Here is a 13,751-nt window from a genome sequence, read left to right as displayed (position 1 = left end):
AGCTGTTGATTACCCCGCTTTAAAATGCGCTAGCCCAAATTGGTACAGCGCGTTTTTTTTATAACCGTAAAGCTCGGCAACAATCGCAGCGGCTTTTTTCAGCGGCAGTTCTTGGCTAATCAGCTCTAACGCTTTGATTGCGTCGGTAGAAAATTCACTTTCCTCAACCGCACTTTGCCCTTCGACAATCAGCACCATTTCGCCTTTGGTACGGTTGTCATCTTGTTGCAACCACGCTAATAAATTTTCAATGCTATCGCCGTGAATGCTTTCCCAAGTCTTGGTCAGTTCACGTGCCAACACCACATAGCGCGTATTGCCCAACACGTTTTGCATATCCTGTAAGCTGTCCAGAATCCGGTGGGTCGATTCATAAAAAATCAGGGTGCGCGGCTCGGCTTTCAGCAATTCGAATTTATCACGTCTGGCTTTACTTTTTGCCGGTAAAAATCCTTCAAAACAGAAACGATCAGAAGCGATTCCGGCGGCACAAAGTGCGGTGATTGCGGCACAAGCCCCGGGAATCGGCACGACTTTAATCCCGGCTTGTCGACATTGGCGCACTAAATGAAAGCCCGGATCGCTGATCAACGGTGTTCCTGCATCAGAAATCAAGGCAATATTTTCGCCCTGCTGCAATCGTTCGACCAGACTATCGGCTTTTTGCTGTTCATTATGATCATGCAGCGCCAACAGCGGTTTTTTGATGCCGTAATGGCTCAACAATATCCCACTGTGACGGGTATCTTCCGCTGCAATCCGATCAACTGTCGCTAAAATTGTCAGCGCCCGCTGGCTGATATCCTGCAAATTCCCGATAGGGGTAGCAACGATATATAAAATTCCTGCTTGATTATCCATAAATTATTACGTCTTTGATTGATTTTAGTGTTTGAGATAAGTAAGATCGAGTTTGTTATTCTAACGAATTTGGAGCTGCTATGTCTAAGACTAATCTGCCTAAAGCCAATGTTGTGGCCATTTTGCTACAAAGTTGCAACATTAAATCCCTGTTAATGCCGTTTTTGATGGTGCTATTCCTTGCCGCTTGCGGTACTGATATTTTTTCCGGTTCCGGTGGTAGTCTGCTGCAACGTGACGCCAATGCCAGCTCTGAGTTTTACTTAAACCGCGCGGAACAAGCCACCAATAATACCGAAAAGACCAATTATCAGCTCTTGGCAGCACGGGTTCTGTTGACTGAAAACAAAATGAGTCAAGCGGAAAGTTTGCTCGCTTCTTTGCAAAAATTGGATAAAGAGCAAACATTGGATAAAAATTTGCTTATGGCACAAATTTATGCCAACAAGCGTGCCAACAGCGATGCCAACACAACGTTACAAGCGGTTCCGTTCAATCAGCTGAGCAATTCACAAAAAGCACGCTACTATATCACCCAAGCTAAAATTGCCGATAATCAAAACAATTTAACCGATGCGTTGCGCTCGCTAGTGCTCGCCGACCAGGTGATCAGCGACACCGAACGCAAACAGCAAAATATCAATAATATCTGGAAATTGCTGCGTGCCGGCAACGCCACTACCCTGCGCAATATTGCGCCGGAAAGCGGTGATATTGCCTTGAACGGCTGGCTATCGTTGATCAATGCTTATAATAGCAATATTGCCCAACCGGAAAATCTGCGTAATGCAATTCAAAGCTGGCGCAGTGCTTACCCGAACCACAGCGCTGCCTACTTGCTGCCGACTGAAATTCAGGATGCACTGAATTATCAACAAGTAAACTTAAGCAATATCGCTCTGTTACTGCCGACCAGTGGCAACGCTCAATTGATCGGTAACACAATTAAAAAAGGCTTTGATGATGCGCGTGGACAAAGTGCGGTGACAATCACCACTTACGACACCATGACCACACCCATGGCGGATATTATCGCCCAAGCAAAAGCTAACGGGGCACAAGCCATTGTCGGGCCTTTGATCAAAAACCAGGTTGATAACCTGCTGGCAGGTGATACCAGTGGTTTGCAAGTATTGGCGCTCAATTCTACCGCCAATGCACAGCCCATCGCCAACGTCTGTTATTATGGTCTATCACCTGAAGCAGAAGCCCGTTCAGCAGCTGACCGTATCTGGAATGACGGTATCCGCAATCCGTTGGTGATTGTGCCACAAAATGATTTGGGGCAACGCACCGCGTCTGCATTCAATTTGCGTTGGCAGCAACTTGCGGCAACTGATGCTTCAACTCAATTTTATCATTCGCCTAATGATATTTTAGCGGCATTGCAAAGCGGCTTAGGCAATTCACAGAGTGAACAACGCAGTGAAACTATTGCGGCAATTACCGGCGCTAATGTACAAACTAATAGTTACACGCGTGAAGATATTCAAGCGTTGTATATTGTTGCCGACAGCAACGATTTGCTCGATATTAAAAATACTGTCAATAATTCTGCTTATGGTCGCAATTTGAAACTATATGCGACTTCACGTAGTAATTCACCAAATAACGGTCCTGATTACCGTCTGACAATGGAAGGATTGAAATTCAGTGAAATTCCTTTCCTGAGCGATACCCAAAACAGCCAATACAACCAAGTCGCCAATGCATTGGGTGGCGATTATTCGCTGATCCGTTTATATGCAATGGGCTCAGATGCTTGGTTATTAATTAATAAATTCAATGAATTACGGCAAATTCCAGGATATACAATTAACGGTTTAACCGGTAAGTTAAGCGCCGGTAACGGCTGTAATATTGATCGTGATATGACGTGGCTTGAATACCAAGGCGGAGTGATTCGCGTATTAAATTAATTGCAACCATTCGAAATATGCTGGGCGGCAATAACCCTATTAGAAAAAGTGCGGTCTCCAATACCCGGCAGCAAGGGGCGCGATTTGAACATCAAGCGCGCCGCTTTTTGCAACAACAAGGATTGAAGTTCATCGCCGCTAACCAATTCTTCCCCTGTGGTGAATTAGATTTAATTATGCAGGACGGCGACTTTATGGTTTTTGTCGAAGTGCGTCAACGCAGTGATAGCCGCTTTGGTGACGCTTGGGAAAGTATTTCTGCCCAAAAACAACGGCGCTGGATTAAGGCTGCTGAAGCCTGGTTAAACCAACAACATAAAAGTTTGGAAACCTGTGCCTGCCGCTTTGATTTAATCACTTTTGATCAACATAAAGATCAACCTGAACCGCACCTTCATTGGTTTAAACATTTTATTGAATTTAATCATTAACAATCGATATGAATGATAACAATTTGTTAGACAAAGTTAAAAATACTTTCACCGAAAGCATTCAAACCCAAATTTCGGCAACCGAAAGCCTGTCAGATAGTATCGTGCAAGCCTCTGAAATGCTGGTCGGCTGCTTGCTTGACGGGCATAAAATCATTGTCTGCGGCAATGGACGCTCAAATGCCAATGCACAATTTCTGGTGACCAATTTGCTGCACCGCTACCACTTAGAACGCCCCAGCTTACCGGCACTATTAATCGGTTTGGACGGCGCCCTCGGTGCCTCGATTATAGCCGACAACAATCCGGCACAAATTTTCTTGCGCCAATTCGAATGTGTCGCACAACCCGGTGATGTACTGATTCTGCTTTCGCCACAAGGCCGTGAAGAGGCGGTGTTGAATTTGATTCATGCCGCTAACAGCAAAGAGCTACCGATTATCACGCTGACAGGAAGACAAAACGATCATATCCGCGGAGCCTTGGGTGAAGATGACTTAGATATTTCAATTCCGGCACAAAAAGAAGCCCGAATTATTGAAAATCACCTTCTTGTGATCAATATTTTGTGCGACTTGATTGAACATCGCCTGTTTTCCCATTAATATGAAACACTAAATTCAGATAAACTCTAATTTCAGGAGCGTCTATGCTACGTACTATGCCATGCACGACAACCGCCTCAAAACTTATTAAAGTCAGTTTTCTTTTGCTTGCTACCTTAGGTCTGCAAGCTTGCATCACCACCGCCGTGGTCGGCACGGCTGCCGTTGCTACCAAAGTCGCAACCGATCCACGTACCGCTGGTACCCAAATTGATGATGAAACCCTGGAGGTTCGAGTCTCTTCCGCTTTAAACAAAGATCCTGAAATTAAAGAAGACGCCCGTATCAATATTATCTCTTACAACACTAAAGTATTATTAATCGGGCAAGTACCAAATGAATCTCTGCGCGAGACAGCTAAAAATCTTGCCAGTGGGGTCGATGGGGTGACCGATATCTATAATGAGATTCGTGTCGGTGAAAAAATCGGTTTTGGACAAATCAGTACCGACAGTTGGATCACCACCAGAATCAAATCCAAACTGCTGCTGAACTCTGCGGTTAAATCTACTGATGTGAAAGTGATCACTGAAAACGGCGAAGTATTTCTGATGGGAAATGTGACTCAGGCGCAAGCCAATGCCGCTGCTGAAGATGCTCGTTATGTCGGTGGAGTAAGCAAAGTCATCAAGGTATTCTCTTATATTAATTAATCAAGAATCTTCAATTGGATTCTGACCAGCAAGGATATCGTTTTGCAAACATTCAAACAGTACGCCTTAAATCAGTTTGCGGCTGCCGACTATAAAAAAATCGGTAGCACGTTGTTACTCTGCGCTGTGTTAAGCGCCTGTAGCGTCAGTGAACCGGAAAAAACCATCGTTTATGTCGATCAACGCTCACCGCTTTGGCAGCAGCAACTGCAACATTTAAATCAGATCAAAACCTACCGTAGCAGCGGTCAACTGGGCTATATTAGTCCAGGAGAGCGCTTTTCCACCCGTTTCGATTGGCAATTTGTGGACGATCAGCACTATCAACTTCACCTCTCTTCCGCCTTGAGCGCTACTACCATGACTTTTCGTATGACCCCGCAAGGCTTGGTGGTCACGGATAATAAAGGTAACCGACGCGCGGCAGATAATCCACAAGCGCTGCTGCAAGAGATAGTCGGCATGGAATTTCCAATCGAACTGTTCAGCTACTGGCTAAAAGGTCAACCACAAGGCAGCAACCAGTATAAAGTCGGGCAAGATTACGTGTTGGCTGAGTTAAATTACACGATCAACGGACAACTCTGGCAGGCAAAATATACTGATTACTACTTGCAGCAACAGCCACCGCTCCCCAAAGATATTCTGATTTCCGGTGAACGACAACAATTGAAAATTCGGGTTGACGAGTGGAAATTTTAAATAGGATGGACCAATCTTATCACTTCAACAGCACAGCTCTGAGTGAAAATGCGCTGCAACAGTGTTATCCTTGCCCAGCTAAACTCAATCTATTTTTATACATTAATCGCCAACGTAGCGACGGGTACCATGAGCTGCAAACCCTATTTCAATTTCTGGATTACGGCGACTGGCTCACGGTTCACGTAAGAAACGACACTCAAATTAATCTCACACCGCACTTGGAGGGTGTTTCTCCCGAACACAACTTGGTTTACCGTGCCGCAAAGCTACTGCAACAGCATAGCGGCTGCCAGTTAGGTGCTGATCTGTATTTAGATAAAGTATTACCGATGGGCGGCGGTGTCGGCGGCGGTTCATCGAATGCAGCAACCGCACTTGTAGTGCTGAACCAACTTTGGCGGCTCAATCTGGATTTGGGCAGCTTAGCAAAGCTGGGACTCACTCTCGGTGCTGATGTTCCGATTTTTATTTATGGCAATGCCGCTTTTGCTGAAGGGGTTGGCGAAGAATTAACGGCTTGTTATCCTGAAGAAAAATGGTATTTAGTGGCTAAACCCAATGTCAGTATCGCTACCGCCGAAGTTTTTGGCGATCCCGCACTGCCACGCCATACCCCTAAAAAATCGCTAACGACACTATTAAAACAAGAATTTTCCAATGATTGTGAAAAAATTGTCAGGGATCACTATCCTGAGGTTGAACATTTGCTAAACTGGTTGCTACAATATGCACCTGCACGGCTAACAGGAACCGGCGCCTGTGTTTTCGCCGAATTTGACAATAAAATAGCCGCACAACAAGTATGTGAACAATTACCCAATACTATAAATGCTTTTGTTGCACGAGGAATGAACCGCTCCCCGCTGCATATTTTGCTCGGAAAAACCAGATAAAGTCTGATATAACGCACTAACGAGATAAGATTTTACAGTAAATTTCACAGATTGCAGTGCAATCATAATTTTCAATATCCAACTTGGGGTTAAAACATGCCTGACATGAAGCTTTTTGCCGGAAACGCCACACCGGCTTTGGCCAAAAAAATTTCCGAACGCCTATATACTTCTCTCGGTAAAGCGACCGTCGGTCGTTTCAGCGACGGTGAAATCAACGTTCAGATCAATGAAAATGTACGGGGAAGTGATGTGTTTATCATTCAGTCCACCTGTGCGCCAACCAACGACAACCTGATGGAATTGATTGTAATGGTGGATGCTTTACGACGCGCCTCTGCTGGTCGTATCACGGCGGTCATTCCTTATTTCGGCTATGCACGACAAGATCGCCGCGTCCGTTCTGCCCGTGTGCCGATCACTGCCAAAGTCGTTGCCGACTTTCTTTCCAGCGTCGGAATTGATCGTGTGCTAACCTGCGACCTGCACGCCGAACAGATTCAAGGCTTCTTCGATGTGCCGGTTGATAACGTTTTTGGCTCACCGGTTTTAATCAACGATATCGTCAAAAAAACCGACTTGACCAATCCAATCGTGGTTTCACCGGATATCGGTGGCGTTGTGCGTGCCAGAGCGGTTGCCAAGTTGTTGAATGACACCGATATGGCGATTATCGACAAACGCCGCCCGCGCGCCAATGTATCGCAAGTCATGCACATCATCGGTGAAGTGGCTGGTCGGGATTGTATTCTGGTTGATGACATGATCGATACCGGCGGCACGCTATGCAAAGCTGCCGATGCACTGAAAGAGCGCGGTGCGCGCCGTGTTTATGCCTACGCAACTCACCCGATTTTCTCCGGCAATGCAGCACAAAATATTGCCAGCGGCGCAATCGATGAGATCGTCGTCACCGACACCATCCCGCTTGCCCCTGAAATCGAAGCATTGAACAAAGTGCGGATCTTAACCCTGTCCGGCATGTTGGCAGAAGCCATCCGCCGAATCAACAATGAAGAGTCTATTTCAGCCATGTTTGACTAGATTACTTTATTTCGACAAATAACTGCGCCGTAAAAGTGGAAAACTTCAACCATAGCGGCGCAGTTTTTTTACGGATAAATATTGGCTAATATGACTTAAAATGCCGACATAGTAGACAAAATGCGGGATAGTACGGAAAGTGTGCTGGTGGCCCCAACAGGACTTGAACCTGTGACCAATCGATTATGAGTCGACTGCTCTAACCAACTGAGCTATGGGGCCGTTAATAAGAATTGTACATCACATAAAGAGCTTGAGATTATAGAGGAATCGTTAGGCTAAGTCTATATACTCAACATTGGTTGACTAAAAAACAAGCTTGATTCACTAAGAAAAAAGTGCGGTCGAAACAACCGTTCAACCGCACTTTTACTAATTTGAATAAATTGTCCAGCGCTATTCGTCCAAAAAGCTCTTGAGGTTTTCTGAGCGGCTCGGGTGGCGTAATTTACGCAGTGCTTTAGCTTCGATTTGACGAATTCGTTCACGGGTTACATCAAATTGTTTACCCACCTCTTCCAAGGTGTGGTCGGTATTCATATCGATCCCGAAACGCATCCGCAACACTTTGGCTTCACGCGGGGTCAGCCCATCTAACACTTCTTGCGTCGCCATTTTCAAGCTTTCAGCAGTGGCCGAATCCAACGGTAGCTCCAAGGTACTATCTTCAATAAAATCACCTAAATGTGAATCGTCGTCATCACCAATCGGCGTTTCCATCGAAATTGGTTCTTTGGCAATCTTCAGCACTTTACGGATTTTATCTTCCGGCATATTCATGCGCTCCGCCAACTCTTCCGGTGTGGCATCACGCCCCATTTCCTGCAGCATTTGACGCGAAATACGATTTAATTTATTAATGGTTTCAATCATATGCACCGGAATCCGGATAGTACGCGCCTGATCGGCAATCGAACGGGTGATCGCCTGACGGATCCACCAAGTTGCATAAGTAGAAAATTTATAACCACGGCGATATTCAAATTTATCCACCGCTTTCATCAAGCCGATATTGCCTTCTTGAATCAGATCCAAGAATTGCAAACCACGATTAGTATATTTTTTAGCGATCGAAATCACCAAACGCAAGTTGGCTTCCACCATCTCTTTTTTGGCGCGACGCGCCTTCAGTTCGCCTTGCGAAATCCGTTCACCGATTTCACGAATTTGTGCAACCGATAGGCTACTGTCTTTTTCAATCACTTCAAACTTACTGATAATGGTACGAATTTCAGGTTCGTAGCTCTGTAATTTCTCCGACCATGGCTTGCCCGCGTTTAACGCTTTAACTAACCAACTATCGCTAGTCTCATGCCCGATAAAGCCTTTCGGGAAGTAACTGCTCGGCACTTTGCTGTATTCATTGACCAGGCGACGCAACAACCGCTCTTCGGTACGGATACGCTTCAACATACCGCGCATCAACAGCACCAAACTATCAAATTGTTTCGGCACTAAGCGGAATTGTTGGAATACGTCTGAAAGCACCGCAATGTGTTCTTTGGCTTTTTTACTGGTGCGCCCATGTTTTCTGATCACTTCCAAAGTTACGCTGTACTGCTCTTTCAACTCTGTAAATTTTTGACGGGCAAATTCCGGATCAATACTATTATCGGAATCATCGCTATCTGCTGAATTTCCGTCTTCACTCTCTTCTTCTTCATCATTCAGATCTGCAGCAGTGGCTTCACTTTCAGACTCTTCATCATCGAAGTTTTCAGCCAGTTCAACCGCTTCTTCAACGACAACATCATTCAGATCCACAAAACCAGTGATGAGATCGGTCAAACGAATCGTACCGGCTTCCACCTGATCATATTGCTCCAATAAAGAGGTGATTGCTTCTGGGTATTCGGCGACCGCACTTTGTACTTCGTTGATCCCTTCTTCAATGCGTTTGGCAATATCAATTTCGCCTTCACGAGTCAACAACTCTACGCTACCCATTTCACGCATATACATTCGCACCGGATCAGTAGTACGACCCAACTCAGCCTCTACACTCGACAATACTTGTGTGGCTTCTTCTACCGCATCTTCATCGGCGATATTTTCATTCAACATCAAGTCATCAGCATCCGGCGCTGTTTCCAACACTTGGATTCCCATGTCGTTGATCATTTGAATAATATCTTCAATCTGCTCGGCATCCACCAACTCTTCCGGCAGGTGATCGTTCACCTCAGCAAAAGTTAAATAGCCTTGCTCTTTTCCTTGGGCAATCAGCAGTTTTAATTGAGATTTAGAGGTTTGCTCCATAAATTTGATATCCGCACTTATTGATTATTGAGGTTAAAAGGCAAATTACAGCTGTGGATTATACCATAGCTGCCGATTCCAACCCAACGGATTCTTACCGAATGGATTTATTTGCCTGTAATAATTCCGCTAACTCTTTCTTCTCTTCCAAACTCAAGCGTTGATTTCGATCTTTGGCAATTAGCAATTCCATTCGTTTTTCAATCAACCGGTTATATAGATGATCTAAATTATCCATAAAGGTCTTTTCTACGTTGTCATCGTCGATAAGATGATCCCAAACCGCCAACATTTCAAGGGGCTTCTCGTTTTCTTTTCCGCGCCAATACTCCAAAATCTGCCCCGTGGTCAAGCCGACCCGGCTTTGGCACAAGCTTGCCAGACTATAGAACAGCTGAAAGCCGGGGTCGTCCAGATCACGCAACGGCTCAATGTCCGGAATGGTTTCCACCAAACGTGGATTTTGCAGCAGCAATGCAATCAGCAGGCGCATTGGAGTTTGTTTAATTTTAGGCTGTGTCATGACCGCACTTTCGCGCTGTTGTGTGGTTTCGGCAATCAGTTTTTGCAGCTGGTTCGGATCAAGAATCCCCAGTTTGCTGCCCAAAATTTCGACCAAATAGGTGCGCAGCAACTTGCCCGGAATTTTTTGAATCAACGGCTCACTGAGTGCCGCTAATTTTGCCTTACCTTCTTTGCTGCTTAAATCCACTTGTTGCAGCAACTGCTCAAATAGAAACTCATTCAGGTTTTTAGCTTGTGCCACAAATGCTAAAAATGCCGTTTTACCCACTTGGCGAATATAAGAGTCCGGATCTTCGCCGTCGGGCAGAAAAACAAATTTTAACTGCCGTCCATCGTGTAAGTGCGGTAACGCATTTTCCAATGCACGCCATGCTGCATCTCGCCCGGCACGATCGCCATCGTAGCAGCAGATAATCTGTTCACAGCTGCGAAACAGTTGTTGAATCTGTTCTGAAGTGGTGGCGGTGCCTAATGCAGCAACGGCATTATTTACGCCAAATTGCGCCAAGGCAACCACATCCATATAACCTTCAACCACCAATAAGAAATCCGGTTCAGCATTGTCTTGCAGCGCTTCGTACAATCCGTAGAGCTCATTGCCTTTGTGGTAGATTGCAGTTTCCGGCGAATTTAAATACTTTGGTTTTTCATCGCCCAGCACTCGCCCGCCAAACGCAATCACTCGTCCGCGCCGATCACGAATCGGAAACATCAACCGATGCCGAAACCGATCATAAATATTGCCACGGTCATTTTTCGACAACATACCACTGTCCAACAACTGTTGCTGCATTTCTCGGCTTTGTCCGAAACGTTGCAGCACGCTGTCCATACGGTTAGGCACAAAGCCGATTTGATAACGCGCCATCACTTCTGGCGATAAACCGCGTTTTGCTGCATAAGTTTGTGCCGGAATATCGTTCGCCAGATTTTGTTGATAAAAAACGGCAATATCTTGCATCAATTGATGCAGATCGCGCTTGCTTTGATAACTTAAACTCCCGCCTTTTTCTGAGTCAAATTTTCGCTGCTCGCGTGGTACATCCAAGCCGTGTATTGCCGCCAACTCTTCGACGGCTTCCACAAACTCCAACTTGTCATATTCCATTAAAAACCCAATCGCATTGCCGTGTGCACCACAACCAAAACAGTGATAGAACTGTTTATTTTGGCTGACAGTAAAAGAGGGGGTTTTCTCATGATGAAAAGGACAGCAAGCCTGGTAATCACGGCCGGCTTTTTTCAATTTGACACGCCCATTAATCAATTCGACAATGTCTGTGCGCGCCAAGAGATCATCAATAAATGTTCTTGGAATAGGACCTTTCATCAGTGCAATTGCTCCGCTTCAGGTTATTTTAAATGACGCAATAAAAAGAGAAAATTTTATATAATAAAACCGTGAAGCACTGGGCATCACGGTTTTATTGAATTCTAACAGTTTACCGCCAAAACGGTAGCGCTGTTTAAATTAATATAAACGGGTATGACGGGCGTTTTCACGAGCCAATTTTTTTGCATGGCGTTTTTGTGCGGACGCTTTTTCACGTTTACGAATAGTAGTTGGTTTTTCGTAGAACTCACGGCTGCGAACTTCGGCTAAGATACCGGCTTTTTCGCATGAACGTTTGAAACGACGTAATGCTACGTCAAAGGATTCGTTTTCACGTACTTTAATTACAGGCATGTGCCATTCACCTCAAAGGAACTTTGTTATTTTAACTTAATTGCCGCACTTAAGACGACAGGACGATATAAAGGTTTGCAATTCTAATGCAAAACATAGCCTAAAGTCAAAGCAAAGTTTCTTATTACCCAAAAAAACTTATGGCTTTTCTGCCGCTCGGCTGGAGAAAAACGCGAAATTTGCGTAGAATATCACTTTATTTGACAGATTCGAAAAACAGGTAATTCTTGAATGCGGATTTTAGGTATTGAAACCTCTTGTGATGAAACCGGCGTGGCTATTTATGATGAACAGCAAGGGCTTGTCGCCAACCAACTGTATTCCCAGGTTGCGCTGCACGCCGATTACGGCGGCGTAGTACCGGAACTTGCCTCGCGCGACCATATCCGTAAAACAGCACCGTTAATTCAAGCTGCCTTGCAAGAAGCCGGACTGCGTCCTGAAGATATCGACGGTGTTGCTTATACCGCCGGCCCCGGTTTGGTCGGCGCATTATTAGTCGGCTCGACCATTGCTCGCTCCCTCGCCTATGCCTGGAGTGTGCCTGCCTTGGGGGTACACCACATGGAAGGACACCTGCTTGCACCGATGCTGGAAGACAATCCGCCTGACTTTCCGTTTATCGCATTGTTAGTATCTGGCGGACATACGCAATTGGTGCAAGTGGACGGCGTCGGGCAGTATCAACTGCTGGGAGAATCAATTGACGATGCCGCCGGCGAAGCCTTTGATAAAACCGCAAAACTGCTAGGATTAGATTATCCCGGTGGTGCAGCGCTGGCAAAACTGGCGCAAAACGGCAAAGTGCGGTTCAAATTTCCTCGTCCGATGACCGATCGCCCGGGCTTGGATTTTAGTTTTTCCGGTTTGAAAACCTTTGCTGCCAACACCATTGCCAACAATCCCGATGACGAGCAGACTCGCGCCGACATCGCATTTGCTTTTCAAGAAGCTGTAATTGACACTTTGATGATAAAATGCCGCCGTGCCTTACAGCAAACCGGCTTAAAACGTTTGGTGATCGCCGGAGGCGTCAGCGCCAATACCGCACTTCGCCACGGTTTGGCAGAATTAATGCAGCAACTCAGCGGCGAAGTTTTTTACCCCAAACCACAATTTTGCACCGACAACGGTGCTATGATTGCTTATGCTGGCTTTTTAAGACTAAAACACGGACAACGCCAAGATCTAGCGATCGAAGTGCGGCCACGCTGGAATATGACAGAACTTTCGCCTTTAGTGACGATATAAAGTGGCGATAAAAAGTGGCGCTATAAATTGGTACTCTAAAGTGGCACTCTAAATTTAACAAATGACTTAACGACTTATACTTGCTTAAAAAAGGAGATTATGATGAAAAATTGGCATGTTTGGCTACTTATCGGCAGTATTTCAATTCTGTTCGGCTTGTTCGCGATTATTAACCCGTTTGCCGCCAGTATTGCGGTGGAACAACTGATTTCTTGGATCTTCATTTTGATCGGGATAATCCAAATTTACTCCGCTTGGAAAACCCAACGGTTTTCATGGGTGATGTTGTCGGGGGTTATCGGACTGCTGGTCGGTTTGGTGATGCTGACCAACCCGTTAGTCGCCCTAATCTCGCTCACTGCAACCATCTCCATTTTACTACTGTGCATCGGCTGTGCCAAACTACTCGCCTCTTGGCGCTTGCGCGGCACACCGTTTTTTGGTTTTGTGATGTTTTCTGGGCTGCTGTCGGTGTTGATTTCAATCGTTATTCTTGCCAATCTGCCGAACGCCGCCGCTAACCTGCTTGGCTTACTGCTGGCAATCGAACTGATTTCAAACGGAATTTCACTGCTGACCTATTCAGTGATCATCAAAAAAATGGAACAGGAATAATCGAAAAACAACAAAGTGCGGTCTACTAAACCGCACTTGCTCTTTTGTTTACCAATTTGTCATTTGTTGAATTAAGGCTAGCATATTGCTCTTTATCTTATAAATCAGGACCAATGTCTCCTATCGGTATGGCATCTTTTGAATTTATTTGAATGCAAAGATTATTTACTAAACTTTTTAAAATTATTTTAGAGTACTCCGACTTTTCCTTAGTATTATCAGATGAATATTCGGGGAAATATCCAGCTATAAATTGTCCGATTGCCGCATTGTCAGTAGAGAAATCAGGGCATAATATTAAGA

Annotated in this window: 14 protein-coding genes and 1 tRNA gene; 9 read left to right on the top strand and 6 right to left on the bottom strand. The window is 45.3% G+C overall.

From position 1 onward, the window contains the following. Window positions 1-9 precede the first annotated feature (9 nt). Window positions 10-861, bottom strand: coding sequence for a 16S rRNA (cytidine(1402)-2'-O)-methyltransferase (gene rsmI, locus FHQ30_RS00300; RefSeq protein ID WP_139611210.1), 852 nt, complete (start codon window positions 859-861; stop codon window positions 10-12). A gap of 113 nt (window positions 862-974) precedes the next feature. Between rsmI and FHQ30_RS00295 the strand changes: the two genes are divergently transcribed. The 7 genes from FHQ30_RS00295 to FHQ30_RS00265 all read left to right on the top strand — a co-directional run bounded on the left by FHQ30_RS00295 (window position 975) and on the right by FHQ30_RS00265 (window position 7,111). Next, window positions 975-2,780, top strand: a complete 1,806-nt coding sequence (locus FHQ30_RS00295; protein ID WP_139611220.1) for a penicillin-binding protein activator — start codon at window positions 975-977, stop codon at window positions 2,778-2,780. 17 nt (window positions 2,781-2,797) lie between these two features. Further along, a complete protein-coding gene (locus tag FHQ30_RS00290) occupies window positions 2,798-3,211 on the top strand; it encodes a YraN family protein (RefSeq protein ID WP_139611211.1) in 414 nt (137 codons plus the stop codon). Window positions 3,212-3,234: 23 nt separating this feature from the next. Continuing rightward, entirely contained in the window at window positions 3,235-3,816 is a 582-nt protein-coding gene (locus tag FHQ30_RS00285; RefSeq protein WP_132964759.1) for a D-sedoheptulose-7-phosphate isomerase, read from the top strand. 56 nt (window positions 3,817-3,872) lie between these two features. Continuing rightward, window positions 3,873-4,469, top strand: coding sequence for a division/outer membrane stress-associated lipid-binding lipoprotein (gene dolP, locus FHQ30_RS00280; RefSeq protein WP_139611221.1), 597 nt, complete (start codon window positions 3,873-3,875; stop codon window positions 4,467-4,469). A 42-nt stretch (window positions 4,470-4,511) separates the two neighbouring features. Further along, on the top strand, window positions 4,512-5,171 hold the full coding sequence (gene lolB, locus FHQ30_RS00275) for a lipoprotein insertase outer membrane protein LolB (protein WP_176552628.1): 660 nt from the start codon (window positions 4,512-4,514) through the stop codon (window positions 5,169-5,171). Between the two features lie 5 nt (window positions 5,172-5,176). After that, window positions 5,177-6,067 carry a 4-(cytidine 5'-diphospho)-2-C-methyl-D-erythritol kinase gene (gene ispE, locus FHQ30_RS00270; RefSeq protein ID WP_139611213.1) on the top strand — a complete coding sequence of 297 codons (891 nt, stop codon included), beginning with the start codon at window positions 5,177-5,179 and terminating at the stop codon, window positions 6,065-6,067. A 96-nt stretch (window positions 6,068-6,163) separates the two neighbouring features. Then, the gene (locus tag FHQ30_RS00265; protein WP_132964239.1) at window positions 6,164-7,111 is read left to right on the top strand and encodes a ribose-phosphate pyrophosphokinase; all 948 of its coding nucleotides are present in this window, start codon (window positions 6,164-6,166) and stop codon (window positions 7,109-7,111) included. A 145-nt stretch (window positions 7,112-7,256) separates the two neighbouring features. Here the strand turns inward: FHQ30_RS00265 and FHQ30_RS00260 are convergent. The 4 genes from FHQ30_RS00260 to rpsU all read right to left on the bottom strand — a co-directional run bounded on the left by FHQ30_RS00260 (window position 7,257) and on the right by rpsU (window position 11,582). Further along, window positions 7,257-7,333 (bottom strand) — tRNA-Ile (locus FHQ30_RS00260). 174 nt (window positions 7,334-7,507) lie between these two features. Beyond that, a complete protein-coding gene (rpoD, locus tag FHQ30_RS00255; RefSeq protein ID WP_139611214.1) occupies window positions 7,508-9,370 on the bottom strand; it encodes an RNA polymerase sigma factor RpoD in 1,863 nt (620 codons plus the stop codon). 94 nt (window positions 9,371-9,464) lie between these two features. Further along, window positions 9,465-11,225 carry a DNA primase gene (gene dnaG, locus FHQ30_RS00250; RefSeq protein WP_139611215.1) on the bottom strand — a complete coding sequence of 587 codons (1,761 nt, stop codon included), beginning with the start codon at window positions 11,223-11,225 and terminating at the stop codon, window positions 9,465-9,467. 141 nt (window positions 11,226-11,366) lie between these two features. Continuing rightward, window positions 11,367-11,582, bottom strand: coding sequence for a 30S ribosomal protein S21 (gene rpsU, locus FHQ30_RS00245; protein ID WP_034614227.1), 216 nt, complete (start codon window positions 11,580-11,582; stop codon window positions 11,367-11,369). A 231-nt stretch (window positions 11,583-11,813) separates the two neighbouring features. On the opposite strand from rpsU, the gene tsaD reads away from it, so the two are divergent. Both tsaD and FHQ30_RS00235 read left to right on the top strand, forming a co-directional pair. Continuing rightward, window positions 11,814-12,833, top strand: coding sequence for a tRNA (adenosine(37)-N6)-threonylcarbamoyltransferase complex transferase subunit TsaD (tsaD, locus tag FHQ30_RS00240; protein WP_139611216.1), 1,020 nt, complete (start codon window positions 11,814-11,816; stop codon window positions 12,831-12,833). Between the two features lie 99 nt (window positions 12,834-12,932). Next, window positions 12,933-13,448, top strand: a complete 516-nt coding sequence (locus tag FHQ30_RS00235) for an HdeD family acid-resistance protein (RefSeq protein WP_139608552.1) — start codon at window positions 12,933-12,935, stop codon at window positions 13,446-13,448. Between the two features lie 97 nt (window positions 13,449-13,545). On the opposite strand, the gene FHQ30_RS13390 is transcribed toward FHQ30_RS00235, so the two are convergent. Then, on the bottom strand, window positions 13,546-13,751 hold a 206-nt coding region (locus FHQ30_RS13390), incomplete at its 5' end, for a hypothetical protein (protein ID WP_500692245.1).

Source organism: Testudinibacter sp. 'clade 2' (assembly GCF_006227735.1).
Taxonomy (GTDB): Bacteria; Pseudomonadota; Gammaproteobacteria; order Enterobacterales; family Pasteurellaceae; genus Chelonobacter.
Note: the sequence above shows the minus strand (reverse complement) of the source record. Positions and strands in the feature narration are given on the sequence as shown.

Excerpts from the sequence above, each read along its gene's own strand:
- rsmI (WP_139611210.1), bottom strand. The coding sequence starts at position 861 with ATGGATAATCAAGCAGGAATTTTATATATCGTTGCTACCCCTATCGGG.
- FHQ30_RS00290 (WP_139611211.1), top strand. The coding sequence starts at position 2,798 with ATGCTGGGCGGCAATAACCCTATTAGAAAAAGTGCGGTCTCCAATACC.
- dolP (WP_139611221.1), top strand. The coding sequence starts at position 3,873 with ATGCCATGCACGACAACCGCCTCAAAACTTATTAAAGTCAGTTTTCTT.
- ispE (WP_139611213.1), top strand. The coding sequence starts at position 5,177 with ATGGACCAATCTTATCACTTCAACAGCACAGCTCTGAGTGAAAATGCG.
- FHQ30_RS00265 (WP_132964239.1), top strand. The coding sequence starts at position 6,164 with ATGCCTGACATGAAGCTTTTTGCCGGAAACGCCACACCGGCTTTGGCC.
- rpoD (WP_139611214.1), bottom strand. The coding sequence starts at position 9,370 with ATGGAGCAAACCTCTAAATCTCAATTAAAACTGCTGATTGCCCAAGGA.
- dnaG (WP_139611215.1), bottom strand. The coding sequence starts at position 11,225 with ATGAAAGGTCCTATTCCAAGAACATTTATTGATGATCTCTTGGCGCGC.
- rpsU (WP_034614227.1), bottom strand. The coding sequence starts at position 11,582 with ATGCCTGTAATTAAAGTACGTGAAAACGAATCCTTTGACGTAGCATTA.
- tsaD (WP_139611216.1), top strand. The coding sequence starts at position 11,814 with ATGCGGATTTTAGGTATTGAAACCTCTTGTGATGAAACCGGCGTGGCT.
- FHQ30_RS00235 (WP_139608552.1), top strand. The coding sequence starts at position 12,933 with ATGATGAAAAATTGGCATGTTTGGCTACTTATCGGCAGTATTTCAATT.